The sequence below is a fragment of the Streptomyces sp. NPDC043812 genome, assembly GCF_056436245.1.
Map to the genome: position 1 here is coordinate 171,330 of NZ_JBWKCY010000007.1, position 12,016 is coordinate 183,345.

14 protein-coding genes, 1 tRNA gene and 1 pseudogene are annotated in these 12,016 nt (G+C 69.7%); 7 read left to right on the plus strand and 9 right to left on the minus strand.

Annotated elements, in window-relative coordinates; all coding sequences use genetic code 11:
• Window positions 1-19 precede the first annotated feature (19 nt).
• Together AC067Z_RS13200 and AC067Z_RS13205 are read right to left on the minus strand one after the other, a co-directional pair.
• Window positions 20-679: a beta-glucanase gene (locus AC067Z_RS13200; protein WP_478789579.1), complete on the minus strand. Its 660-nt coding sequence runs from the start codon at window positions 677-679 to the stop codon at window positions 20-22.
• Window positions 680-971: 292 nt separating this feature from the next.
• Window positions 972-1,712 carry a PP2C family protein-serine/threonine phosphatase gene (locus AC067Z_RS13205; RefSeq protein WP_478789580.1) on the minus strand — a complete coding sequence of 247 codons (741 nt, stop codon included), beginning with the start codon at window positions 1,710-1,712 and terminating at the stop codon, window positions 972-974.
• Window positions 1,713-2,008: 296 nt separating this feature from the next.
• Between AC067Z_RS13205 and AC067Z_RS13210 the strand changes: the two genes are divergently transcribed.
• Window positions 2,009-2,839: a DUF427 domain-containing protein gene (locus AC067Z_RS13210; protein WP_478789581.1), complete on the plus strand. Its 831-nt coding sequence runs from the start codon at window positions 2,009-2,011 to the stop codon at window positions 2,837-2,839.
• Between the two features lie 174 nt (window positions 2,840-3,013).
• Here AC067Z_RS13210 and AC067Z_RS13215 read toward each other — a convergent pair whose 3' ends face one another.
• Window positions 3,014-3,799, minus strand: coding sequence for a DUF72 domain-containing protein (locus AC067Z_RS13215; protein ID WP_478789582.1), 786 nt, complete (start codon window positions 3,797-3,799; stop codon window positions 3,014-3,016).
• Window positions 3,800-4,131: 332 nt separating this feature from the next.
• Here AC067Z_RS13215 and AC067Z_RS13220 point away from each other — a divergent pair.
• The 3 genes from AC067Z_RS13220 (at window position 4,132) to AC067Z_RS13230 (ending at window position 6,163) form a co-directional block, all read left to right on the plus strand.
• A tRNA-Met gene (locus AC067Z_RS13220) sits at window positions 4,132-4,205 on the plus strand.
• Between the two features lie 212 nt (window positions 4,206-4,417).
• Window positions 4,418-5,287, plus strand: coding sequence for a YwqG family protein (locus AC067Z_RS13225; protein ID WP_478789583.1), 870 nt, complete (start codon window positions 4,418-4,420; stop codon window positions 5,285-5,287).
• A gap of 282 nt (window positions 5,288-5,569) precedes the next feature.
• On the plus strand, window positions 5,570-6,163 hold the full coding sequence (locus AC067Z_RS13230) for an NAD(P)H-dependent oxidoreductase (RefSeq protein WP_478789584.1): 594 nt from the start codon (window positions 5,570-5,572) through the stop codon (window positions 6,161-6,163).
• 22 nt (window positions 6,164-6,185) lie between these two features.
• Here the strand turns inward: AC067Z_RS13230 and AC067Z_RS13235 are convergent.
• The 6 genes and pseudogenes from AC067Z_RS13235 to AC067Z_RS13260 all read right to left on the minus strand — a co-directional run.
• Window positions 6,186-6,310: pseudogene (locus AC067Z_RS13235) on the minus strand (phosphatase); the annotation flags it as partial.
• A 310-nt stretch (window positions 6,311-6,620) separates the two neighbouring features.
• Complete coding sequence (locus tag AC067Z_RS13240; protein WP_478789585.1) at window positions 6,621-7,154, minus strand: GNAT family N-acetyltransferase; 534 nt, start codon at window positions 7,152-7,154, stop codon at window positions 6,621-6,623.
• Between the two features lie 106 nt (window positions 7,155-7,260).
• On the minus strand, window positions 7,261-8,055 hold the full coding sequence (locus AC067Z_RS13245; RefSeq protein WP_478789586.1) for an alpha/beta fold hydrolase: 795 nt from the start codon (window positions 8,053-8,055) through the stop codon (window positions 7,261-7,263).
• A 161-nt stretch (window positions 8,056-8,216) separates the two neighbouring features.
• The gene (locus AC067Z_RS13250) at window positions 8,217-8,627 is read right to left on the minus strand and encodes a VOC family protein (RefSeq protein WP_478789587.1); all 411 of its coding nucleotides are present in this window, start codon (window positions 8,625-8,627) and stop codon (window positions 8,217-8,219) included.
• Window positions 8,628-8,737: 110 nt separating this feature from the next.
• Window positions 8,738-9,130, minus strand: coding sequence for a helix-turn-helix domain-containing protein (locus tag AC067Z_RS13255; protein ID WP_478789588.1), 393 nt, complete (start codon window positions 9,128-9,130; stop codon window positions 8,738-8,740).
• 135 nt (window positions 9,131-9,265) lie between these two features.
• Window positions 9,266-9,877, minus strand: coding sequence for a CGNR zinc finger domain-containing protein (locus AC067Z_RS13260; RefSeq protein ID WP_478789589.1), 612 nt, complete (start codon window positions 9,875-9,877; stop codon window positions 9,266-9,268).
• Window positions 9,878-9,979: 102 nt separating this feature from the next.
• Here AC067Z_RS13260 and AC067Z_RS13265 point away from each other — a divergent pair, with 102 nt between their 5' ends.
• From AC067Z_RS13265 to AC067Z_RS13275, 3 genes are all read left to right on the plus strand, one after another.
• The gene (locus AC067Z_RS13265) at window positions 9,980-10,771 is read left to right on the plus strand and encodes an AzlC family ABC transporter permease (RefSeq protein ID WP_478789590.1); all 792 of its coding nucleotides are present in this window, start codon (window positions 9,980-9,982) and stop codon (window positions 10,769-10,771) included.
• A 58-nt stretch (window positions 10,772-10,829) separates the two neighbouring features.
• Window positions 10,830-11,141, plus strand: coding sequence for an AzlD domain-containing protein (locus tag AC067Z_RS13270; RefSeq protein ID WP_478789591.1), 312 nt, complete (start codon window positions 10,830-10,832; stop codon window positions 11,139-11,141).
• Between the two features lie 165 nt (window positions 11,142-11,306).
• Complete coding sequence (locus AC067Z_RS13275) at window positions 11,307-11,864, plus strand: GNAT family N-acetyltransferase (protein WP_478789592.1); 558 nt, start codon at window positions 11,307-11,309, stop codon at window positions 11,862-11,864.
• Window positions 11,865-12,016: the final 152 nt, after the last annotated feature.

The window sequence follows — 12,016 nt, forward strand, 5'->3', positions numbered from 1 at the left end:
GCCGCCGGGGGCCGCGTCCCTACGACTGCCGGTGCACCCGCAGGTGCTCCACGGTGTACGACATCGCCGTGACGTCCGGGCCCGGAGCCGGGTGGTACCTGCCGGCGCACACCGACAGATTCACGATCAGGTACGCGTGCCAGCGGCGGCCGACCCCGCGGCCGTCGGCGAACACCCGGTCTCCGTTCACCCACCAGACGACCGAGTCCTGCCCGAACTCCACCCGCAGGTCCACCTGTGCGCCAGGCCGGATCCGGGGATCGGCGAAGTACCGCTGACCCCCTCGGACATGATTGGTGAGCTCCAGCAGATCGGGGTTGTCCGGGTGGTACTCGAACACGTCGACCTCGTTGCCGCCGTCGCGCCATGTCCACACCGCCGGCCACGCGCCGGTCTCGACGGGCAGCCGCACCCGCGTCTCCAGGACGTCACCGGCGCGCACGGAGAACCCCTCCGTGCTCCCTTCCGTCGTCAGCAGCCCGGCATTCCAGTAGCCGTCGTCCCTGCGGGTGGCACGGAACTCTCCCTCGCGGCAGTAGGTGGGATCGTCGACAAGATGGTCCAGCTTGTTGTCCGAGCGGTTGCGCGGGCCGCCGTCCGGATATGCCCAGGAGCGGCCCGCGACCCATTGGGCGGGTGAGGTGAAGTCGGCGGTGAAGAACGCTGCGTCGCTGCTCACGCGGATCCCCCTGCGAAAAGCGCTGACCACGGACGCCCGGTCCAACTCCCGTACCCGCCACCAGGACACGGTCGTACGGCAACGGGCCGTTCCCGCGCGTCCGGCGCGGGGGATCCGCGCCCGGCGGTGGTGCTGTGGCTACGAGCGGATTCCGAACTTTCGGCTCCTGCGTCGGTGTGGTGCGCTCCTGGTGTTTCGAGCGCCTGCTGACGGGCTGAACAGTGACGCCGTTCGCCGCGCGAGCCGCCCACAGGGCCGCCGTGCCCGGTGGGTACCTGGTGGCGTGCTCTGCCTATGGTCCGATGCCGATCAGCGCGAGGGTGATGTTGTCGGGACCTCCCGCCTCGATGGCGGACTTCCACAGCTCGAACGCGGCCCTGCCGCCGTCGTGAGCCCTCAGGAGATCGTCGAGTACATCCTCCGGCACGGGGTCGGTCAGACCGTCGGTGCACACCAGGTAGCGATCGCCCGCGGAGTGCGGCGACGCCGTGATGTGCGGCGTGATGGCAGTGAACCGCGGAGCGCCGCCGAGTGCCTGCGTGACGAGTGACGTGGTGCGCTGCCCGGGCCTCAGCGGCGGGCTGTCGTCCGTGCTCACCTGCCGAAGTCCGTCCCGGGGCGCGGCGAGCACTCTGCTGTCGCCGACGTTGAACACGAGCAGCTCCTCAGCCATCACGACGGCACCGGCGACCGTGGTGCCCATGGTGATCAGGGCCGGATCACGGTCCGCTGCCGCGTACACCGCGTGATTGGTGACGTGCAGAGCGTCACGAATCGCTTCCTCGGTGTCCAGCGAAGGGCCGAAGGACGCCAGTTGCCGGACCGTGAGCGAGCTGGCCACCTCGCCGGCCGGGTGCCCGCCGATGCCGTCGGCGACCGCGACGACGAGCGGACTGCCGAGCGGGAACACCAACGTCTGCGGGTTCTCGGTCACGGTGCCGCACAGCGTCCAGGGACCGACCACGAGGCTGTCCTCGTTGTGGTCGCGCATCAGCCCGGGATGGCTCAGGGCAGTCACTGTGGCGTACCGCATCGAAGTGTCCCGCCTCTCCGCGACGGCAGACGCGTCCCACACCACCATTGTGCGCGTGGGCAGGCCGGTCAGCCGGTCCGTTGCCTCGGGGGCAACAGTGCAGCCCCGCAGCGGAACCTCGGCGGCGGCACGCGAGGCCGGTTCCCACCGGGACCCCGGCGCAGCCCGAGGACGGCGTTTGCGGGGAACTGTGATGCGGAGCAGCGTGGACATGGAGACCGCCGCGGACCCGCGGACCCGCGGCGCCACGGCGTACCGGCGTCCGAGGCGGCAGGCGGAGCGAGGAGGAGAGGCCGATGACCGCACCCACTGGGGGTCGGGAAGACGTGCCGGTGGTACGTCGTCGGCGGGAGGCGAACGACAGCGTGCTCTGGGAGCCCAGTGAGCGCTGGGTGCGCGCGACGAAGGGGGAGGTCACGGTCGTGGACAGCCGTCGCCCGCTTCTCGTGTGGGAGCCCCGTCGTCCCGTACCGCTGTACGCCATCCCGGCCGAGGACGTCCGGACGGATCTGCTGCGCAGGACCGAGCGGCCCGCCAACCCGCGGCGTCATGCGGGAGCGACGGTCTTCTACGATCTTGAGCTCGCGGACGAGACCGTCCCGGCGGCGGCATGGACCTATCCCGGCGAGGAACTGGCCGACCACATCAGCTTCGAATGGTTCGGGCGCGAGGTTCTCGATCACTGGTACGAAGAGGACGAGGAGATCTTCGTGCACCCCCGTGACCCGTACAGCCGGGTGGACGCCGTGCCCAGCACCCGGCACGTCCAGGTCGAGATCGAGGGCACCGTCGTCGCGGACACGGAAACTCCGGTTCTGCTGTTCGAGACTCGCCTGCCGGTCCGCTACTACTTTCCGCGGGAGGACGTGCGCCTCGATCTCTTCACCCCGACCGGTGGGAGAACCCGTTGCCCGTACAAGGGTGTGGCGACCGACTACTGGTCGTGGGCGGGCGGGGGAGACGTAAGGCCCGACATCGCCTGGAGCTACCCCGATCCGCTGCCCCCCGTGCGGATGATCAAGGACCGGGTGGCCTTCTACAACGAGTCCGTGGACATCGTCGTCGACGGAGAGCGGCAACAGCGTCCGGTCACGTACTTCAGCAAGCCGTCGCACGAGAAGTCCTGACAGCCAGCTCGACCGCGCGATGCCCCCACCCCACGGACCACCGGGTCGCCCCTTCGATCGCGGCGCGTCAACTCGTGCCGTCGTACGTCTCGTCGGGGACGGCACCGGGTGAGCGTCGGGGGCGGCACCGGGTGAGCGAGGCCCGCACTCCATGGCGACAGCGGTGCGTGGCCCTCACTGCGTGGACCGTGCCGCCGGGGCCGGTGGCGTCCGGCTCACCGTCCGGCCCGATGCCGTTGCCGCCACCGCGAACTTGGCGGCGTCCACCACGGCCGCACCTCCCACGTCGTTGTTGAAGTACACGTACACATCGTCCTCGTCCGGCCAGGCGTCTGCGATGCGCCGGGCCCAGGACGTCAACGCCTGGCGGCCGTAGCGAGGCGGGGGTTCGGCGATGCCGCCGTGGAACCGCAGGTACCCCCATGACGCGGTGCGCCACAGTGGCGTCACCGGGCGGGAACCCCGATCCGCCCAGCACAGGGCACTGCCGTGCCGCTCCAGCACTGCCCGGACGTCCCGTTCCGCCTGCCACCACGATGTGTGGCGGAGTTCGACGGCCACCCGGACCGACCGGGGAAAGCAGTTCAGGCAGGCGTCGAGAGCCGCGACGTCCTGACGGAAGTTGGGCGGCAGTTGCAGCAGTAAGGGCCCCAGTCGGTCGCCGAGTCCCTCTGTGCGATCCAGCAGCCGGCGCACCGGCTCCTCGGGGTCGTGCAGCCGCTTCAGATGGGTCAGGTAACGGCTGGCCTTGACCGCCATGACGAACCCCGACGGTGTCCGCTCCCGCCAGGAAGCGAAGATCTCCGTGGTGGGGAGCCTGTAGAAGGCGTTGTTGTTCTCCACAGTGGCGAAGTGCCGGGCGTACTCCTCCAGCCAAAGCCGCTGCGGTCGACCGGGCGGATAGAAGACGCCGCGCCAGTCCTTGTACTGCCACCCCGAGGTTCCGACGAGCACGGGCATGGGTCCGGTCCTGCCTCGCGGGATAGGGGTCGATCGCCATTCGGCGCCTTGCGGTGCATCCACTGCCCGGATCACCGCTCCCGTTCCACCAACTCCTCGGTCTGCTCGGGATCCGTCCGCACGAGCCGTTTCGTCGCGGCCACCTCGGCGTCCTCCGTACCGCCGAACGCCTCCTCACGGTGCGCGGGTCGCTTCCGATCCGGCCCGTGTATCCAGTGTGCCCCTGGGGGCCATGACGGCCGAACCGGGCTGAGCACCTCGGTCAGGCGGTTTCTCGGCAGGCCACGGAAAATCGCTCGCGCCGCATTTCCGGTGCGTCGTACGGTGGAGATCGCCGGGTGGAGCAGGTCGGCAGCTCGCTGGGCTCATAACCCAGAGGTCGCGGGTTCGAATCCCGCCTCGGCCACGAAGGTACGGGCCCGCCGCAGTACGCGGCGGGCCTGTCCACGTCTGCGCACCGCCGATCTGGAGCTCGACCTCACCTCCCAGGTCGCGCAATACCTGCCGCCCACGCCGGGGAGCCGACAGCCCGCCCTGACCTTGCATACGGTGATGGTCGCCCAGCCGGCGGGGAGCCCGACGGGTGGTCTGTCAGTGGCACCGGGGATGATCGCGCCCATGACACACGGATCCCGCGATGCTCTGCGCACGCTTGCTCTCCAACACCTGTCGCCCGACGTCGCCGAGCAATGGCTCGGTCTGCTGCGTCCTGGTCTGCGCCTCGAGGCAACGGCCGGTCCGGAGAACGTGGTCGGCCAGTTGGGCGGGCTGCCGAAGCTGCCTGCAGAAACGGACTGGCCGGTGTGGGAGGGACACGGGGCGCTCTCCTTCATCGCCTCGATCGACTGCGCGGCGCTGCCCACCGGTTCCGGGGGCATCGACGACCTGCCGAAGGCGGGGGAACTGCTGTTCTTCTACTTCGACGGTCAGCTCGACGACGGCGAAGCCATCGTTCTGGCCGAGGACCGCGAAAGCTGGGCGGCCGCCCGCGTGCTCTACGCAGCAGCCGGAGAGGAGGCGCTCGACCGCGAGACACCTGAGGGCCTCAAGCCGTACCCGGTGGTGCCGCTGACCGCGCGGGTGGAGATGACAGCGGCGGAGCCCTGGCATCCGGACATCCGCAACGTATTCGCCCCTGACGCTCCTCTTTCTCAGCGCTACGACCACCCGGTCTGCTCACAGGAGTTCCTGGACGCGCTGCGGAAGTTCGACGACGTGGTGGGTCATCAGATCGGCGGTCATGCCCACTCGGTGCAGGACCCTGTGGAAGTCGAGATTGCGGAAGCAGTCCTGGACGGAGAAGTTCGCTGGGGCGACCCACGTTTGTCCGACGAGGTCGGTGGCTGGGTGCTCCTCGCACAGTTCGACAGCGAGGACACCGCGGACATGATGTGGGGCGATGGCGGCGCCTTGTATTGGCTGATCCGCCCACAGGACCTGGCCGAGAGGCACTTCGACCGGGCGATGTTCACCTGGCAGTGCAGCTGAGGGAGGTTCGGGAATGGGTTCCAGCGGGGCCCCGCTGTATCCGATCGGCGTCTTAGGCTCCCTGCGTGACCGTTGAACTCGTCGCCGGATACGGTCTGTTGTCCGATGGCTGGCCCCAATCGGCCTGCGGGTCAGGCAGTTGGTCTGTGGTGATCTTGAAATTGCCTCCTGCAGGTGGCCCCTCACGGATAATGACGATCAGCCGCCCGCGCGGCTGACCAAATGCACAAGGCCACACGGGCCGGTAGCCGAAGAGGGCTCGTGTCGACTGGGGGACGAAGAATGCGTGTAGGCGTGTACCTTGCACATCCGCGGCCCGGGAGCTTCAACCATGCGGTGTTCGATGTCGTGGTGGAGGAGCTGCGCAGACAAGGGTGCGAGGTAATGGCGCATGACCTCTGTGCCGAAGGCTTCGTGCCGCTGCTGTCTGCCGAGGAGACCGACACGGTCCGATCGGCGCCCTGCACCCACGATCCGCAGGTGGCGATGCATCGGACAGAGGTGGCGACACTTGACGCCATGGTCTTCGTCCACCCGAACTGGTGGGGTATGCCACCCGCAGTCCTTGCGGGCTGGGTGCAGCGCGTACTTGCGCCCGGCGTCGCCTACAAACTGGGGACCGCTCAGGGGGAGCCCACAGGGCTCCTGAAGGCTCGCAGGGCGCTTGTCCTGAATACGTCCGACACACCCGCCGACCGTGAACAGAGCGAGTTCGGCGACCCATTGCAAAGGATCTGGTCGGCATGCGTCCTGCCGTTTGCAGGAGTTGTCGACGTGCGCCGGGTCGTCTTCCGCACGGTCACCGACTCGTCCGACGAATCACGCGCGGCGTGGCTGGACGAAGCGCGCCGGCAAGCCGCCGCGCTGCCGGCCTGAACCATGGCGCGGGAGCGCCCGTCGGCCTGGTCCGCAGGGCGACCCGGTAGACCTCGTCCGGGTCGAGCCCGTGCCTCTCCGCCCACACTCGCCGCACCCGGCGCGGTTGCTCACTGCGTCGATCAACGTGCCGTCGACATCGAACAGGACCTACCTTGCCCCGCCGGGCTGCACGGATGGACTGGTCACCCGTCGGTCATGTCAGGTACCGAGCAGTCGACTGCGGGACACGTCCCGCAGGCCGTGCGGAGGCGCTGCGCGGGGAACTGCGGCTCAGGGGGCAGTTGTCATGGCCGCATGGGTCGAGGCGGCGAGGCGGCGAGGCGGCGACCGACGAATCGCGCGGCCGGCGCTGGTTCGCTTCGCTCTCCGAAGGGCCGTTCCTCGCTTCGTTCACCCTGTTCACCGTGATCTGCTCGCGCTGACCCCGGGGGGCGCCGTCCGGCACTCGGCCGTTTCACGCATCGAACTCGGTGAGATCGATGCTGTGGACGTTCAGCGGAAAGCCGTACACCGGGTGTGCCGTCTCGCGCTCCGGCGCCATGCCGAGCTTACGGGCGACGTTCTCGGATGCGCTGTCCCCCACACGGTTGATGCTGATGACTCGGTCGAGTCCTCGATCCTGGAGCGCGAACTCCAGCGTGGCGTGGGCGGCTTCGGACGCGTACCCCTGGCCCCAGAACGGTGAGCCGAGTCGCCAGCTGATCGCCACGGCCGGCAGCACTTCCGGCAGGAACTCGGGCACGGACAGGCCTGTGAAACCTGCCAGCTCGCCGGAGGCCAGCAGTTCGACGGCGAAGAGGCCGAAACCCTCCTCGTCCCACTCCTCCTCCCACTGCTCGATCTCATCGGCCGTACGGTCGAGCCCGTGCACCGAGCCGTCGTCCACCCACTGCATGACCCGCGGGTCTGCGTTGATGTCCGCCATCGGTACGAGGTCGTCGTCGTGCCAGCGACGGAGGATGAGGCGGGGAGTACGGATCTCGGTCATGGTCAGCCATCCTGCCGGAGGCAGGGGACCCACCGGAAATCGGTGTTCGTGCCGGTGGTGTCGGACGGCAGGGCCGGGGGCCGCTGCAGCCCCCACCTCCGGCCGGTCAACGCAGAGGCCGGGCCAGGTGCTCGGCGATCCGGTCGCCCCATGTGCGGATGTCGGTGCGTGTCCCGGACACGTGAAGGTCGGCGTGCGGCAGCAGCCGCGCCAGACTTTCCGCAGTCGACACGGGGTGCCCCGGGTCGCCCGACCAGGCGAGGATCAGGCTCGGCTGACGCAGCGCGGCGATCGCAGTGGGCGAAGGCAGGTCAGACTCTGCCAGGCCGCGCAGGACGGCGGGCAGTACCCGCTCATGGGGCGTGGGCGGGATCTCCGGAACGTCGGCCACGACGGCCGGGCGAGGGTGCTGCGCCTTGGCGGCGAGCCAGGCGGCCACGCCCTCCCGTTCGACGGTGTCGGCGGATGCCCGGTTGGCCCGCGCGTGAGCCTCGCGCGTCGTCCACGCCGTCGGCGGGATGAGCAGGACCAGCCGGGAGAACCGGTCGGGCGCGTGCACAGCGGCGTGCAGCACCGTGCCGCAGCCCATCGACGCCCCCATCGCCGCGACAGGTTGCGAGGCGCCCAGGTGGTCGAGCAGGGCGAGCAGGTCGCCGGCGAGCGACTGATAGGTGTAGTCGGTGTCCACGGGCTCACCGGTCGACCGACCGTGCCCCCGTGCGTCGTAGCGGACCAGACGCCCGCCCCCGCTCACGACCGGCGCCCATGCGAACAGGCCCATCCGGTCCTCGGCGTCCTGACTCACGAAACCGCCGTGGGCGTACACGGCGAGAGGGCCCTGACCGGCATCGTCGTAGACCAACTCGGCCCGGCGATGGCTGAAGCGGCCCTCACTGATCATGTACCCGCCCACTGTCGTCACGGCGTCGCGCCCCGAACGATCGCGGGTCCCTCACCGTAGAACCCGACGTCGGGTTGAGGGCAAGGAGGCGCGGCCGGGACGGCAGGGGGCGGGCGCAGACGGGTGACGGGCCGGCTCCGCCCGCACCCGTCGGAGGGGACTCAGGCCTTCGGCTGAGTGAAGCGGATGCTGTTGCCGAACGGGTCCCGGAGGCCGCAGTCGATTCCGTACGGGCGTTCCGTGGGCTCCTCGGTGAACTCGACGCCCCGGCCGAGCAGTGTCTCGTACGTCTTGCGGCAGTCGTCCGTGCTGAGGATCAGGTGGCCACCCATGGCTCCCTTGGTCACCAGCTCGCGGACCTGCTGCGCCGTCTCCTCGGACATCGCCGGAGGACCCGGCCTCTCCAGCAGGATCTGGCGCTCGGGGTGACCGGGGATGCTGACGGTCAGCCAGCGCATGAAGCCGAGGTCGACGTCGGCGTTGACCTCCAGGCCGAGCTTGCCGACGTAGAAGTCGAGGGCCTCGTCCTGGTCGAGGACGTAGATCTGTGAGTGCGTGATGGCGTTGAACATGCGCATCACGCTACCGAGCAGGCCGAACGAAAACTTATCCAAAACTGCTCGGTCGACGGGCGATGCGGGCGATGCCGCGACGATGCGGGGAATGCGGGCGGCGCGGACGGTCAGGCGCTCGGCCGCGTCCACGCCATCGTGAAGCACGTCGGTACCGGCGTGGCTGCTGCTTCCTTGCGGTACGTCCTCGGCGAGCGACCCACGATGTCGCGGAATGTGCGGCTGAAGGTGCCCGGACTGCCGAAACCCACTTCGAAGCAGACGTCGGTCACGCTGTGGTCGGTCTCCCGCAGGAGGAACATCGCACGCTCGACGCGGCGTCGCTGCAGGTATCGGTGCGGCGTCTCGCCGAACGTGGCCCGGAAGGTGCGCGTGAAGTGCGCCGGCGACACATGGGCGATCCGGGCCAGGGCCGGGACATCCAGCGGATGCGCGTAGGCGCGGTCCATCGCATCCCTCGCACGAAGCATGCGGCGGTTGGTCTCTTCTGCGGCCCGGCTCACTGCGCCATCACACCACGATTCTCCGCCCGCCCCCTTGCCGGATCCGGTGACCGATCCGGAGGCGACGGGCGAGGCGCCGACGACCCACCGGACAGGCTCCTGGACGACACGAGCCCGGCCTCGTTCGGCCCGCCCTTACGGGCGCTTGGCCCGTGCGTAGTGCCGACGGGCACGGTCGCGATTGCCGCAGTCGGCCGAACTGCACCAGCGGCGGGTGTGGCTGCGGCTGCGGTCGATGAAGAACCAGCCGCAGCCGGGCCCGTCGCACAGCTTGACCTGGTGGACCGCGTCCCCGGCGAGCAGTTCCTCTGCGCGCAGCGTGAGAGAACGGGTGAGGTCGGCCGCCGTCCGCGGAACCAGCTTCCGGCGAAGCGGCAGCGCGGGTGCGTACGTGCTGTGGTGCCGGGCATCGAGTGACAGCGTGTGCAGGGCCGCCAGGTCGGCGGACGCAGGTTCGCGGCCGGCGGCCGCAGCAGCCAGGAGACCGTGCACGGATTCTCGCAGGCGGCGGGCCTCCCGAAGCGCCGAGGCGGCGCCGCGCGGGTCGGACTCGATGTCCGCGCGCAGTGTCTCGGCGACCGGTGGGTCGATGAATTGGACCGCCTCGGCCCAGGTCATCAGTGTCGGTGCGTCGCGCAAGCGGTCGACAGTCCGCTGCGGATCGAGCCGCCACGAGACCGTGTTCACGAAGTCGACGACGGGATCGCCGCCCACCAGGGGCTCTCCTCGCTCGTCACGGCCCGCCACGATGCCTCCCTCGGTCGGCTCCTGTCGCGGCGCCCCTTCGGACTACCGCGCTCACCTCGATTGTAACGGTCAAAATGAATTATGACTGTTAGGATGGCGTGCATGGAGCAGAACCAGGGAGGACACTTCGAACCGACTGGTTCCGCGGCCGCCGTATCCGGTCGACGCCGGACGGCGGAGGACCGCCGGAGCTTCGCGCCAGGCTTGCGTGTGGGCGCGGGCCTGGGGGCGGCAACCTTCGTTCTCGGTGCCACCTTCGGGACCGAAGCTGTCTCCCACGGTTGGGGAACGCTCGCTCCGATCCTCTGCTCGGTGCTCGTCTTCTCGGGCTCGGCGCAGTTCGCGCTGCTCACGGCGTTGTCGGGTGGCGCCGGCGTGGCCACTGCCGTGGCCGCGGCCGCACTCATCAACGCGCGATTCATCCCTATGGGAATCGCGATCGCCTCCGACCTGCGAGGCGGCAGGGTGCGCAGGGCGCTGGAGGGGCAGGCGGTGGTGGACGGATCCTGGGTTGCCGCGCACCTCGGCGGCGGCGACTTCGACCGGGCGAAACTCTTCGGGGCGACGGCCGTGCAGGCTCCCGCGTGGGTGGCAGGCACGGCACTGGGCGTAGCCCTGTCGCCGTCCCCCGGCCTGGTCGATGCCTTCGGCCTCGACGTCGTTTTCCCCGCCTTCTTCCTGCTCCTGCTCGTGGAGGAGCTGCGCTCCTCGAGGCGGGCGCGAGCCGCCGCCGCAGTGGGTGGAGCGCTGTCTGCCGGGCTGGTGCTCCTCGTGCCGGCGGGCGTCGCGCTGATCGCTTCGACGGCAGGCGCACTGCTCGGCCTGAGGCCCTCCGCACGCCCCAACAGGCGGCCAGGAAGGCCCCGATCACGAGAAAGCCCCCGGCGACGGTGATTCCGGCGGCCTGCGACCGCTGGGCCCGGTGGCGAACCCGAATTCCGAGGAGGACACAGTGAGCACCCTTTGGTGGGCCGTTCTCGCCACGGCGGTGGTGAGCTTCTCCTTCAAGGCGGTCGGCCCCGCAGCCCTGGGAGACCGGCCACTGCCCGGCCCCGCGCGTGCGGTGATCGCTCTGCTGGCGCCGGCGCTGCTCGCAGGTCTGGTGGCCGTGGCGGTTGTCGGACCCCGGTGGGAGTCCTTCGACTGGACCCTGGTCGTCGGTCTCGCCGCCGCGGTGGGAGCCCGACTCCGCCGTGCTCCCATGCTCGCCGCCGTTGTGGTCGGTGTGGCGGCGACCGCGCTGGTCCGTCTGATCCCGGTCTGAGCCGGACCACGGGTTCGCCGGCCGCGCGCGTTCCGAGGCCGTACGACGGCCGGTGCCGAACCCGGCCCCCGACGTGGCATGTTGGGCGATGAAGTACCAGGTCACAGGCCCTCTCAGGAGGGGCGAGGACCTGGACGCACGTGGGGCAACGTGATCGAATAGGGGATGACTTCCTTCTGGACCGGAACCCGGGTACGACTACGCGGTATCGAGCCCGACGACTGGACCGCGTTCATGGGCTTCGCCGCGGACGAGGAGCGGTTGGGGGACCTGCTGCACCCACCCCGTTCCGCGGAGGGCTACCGAGCGTGGGCGAAGGAGCAGGCCGCTGCCAAGCCCGACGGCGACTGCTTCCAACTGGCGATCGAAGCCGTCGACACGGGGCACATAGTCGGTGCCGTCGGCTCGCACCAAGCCGATCCGGGTGCGGGCTGGTTCGAGTACGGCGTGACGATCGGCGCCGATCACCGACGCAAGGGATACGCGGCAGAAGCCGCAGTGATGCTGCTGCGGTACATGTTCGCCGAACGGCGCTTCCACAAGTGCGGAGCGCGGATCTTCGCGCACAACGAGGCGTCGCTGGCACTTCAACGTCGGCTCGGTTTCCTTGAGGAGGGTCGCCTCCGCGATCACGTGTTCTTCGCCGGACGGCACCACGATCTCGTCATGATGGGCATGCTCGCCGACGAGTTCGCCGGTCGGCACTCGATGAGCGGGATGTGAGCTCGTCGGCCGGGGCCGGTGCCGAAGGCAATCCTTGATCAAAAGGTGTGGCCCACCTCCACGGAAGCGTGACCGTCACACCGCCGAGCAGCAGGTGCGGCGGGCGCGCCACGGGTGCAGCCGCTGGTGGTGCCGTCTCCGTAACCGGCGTG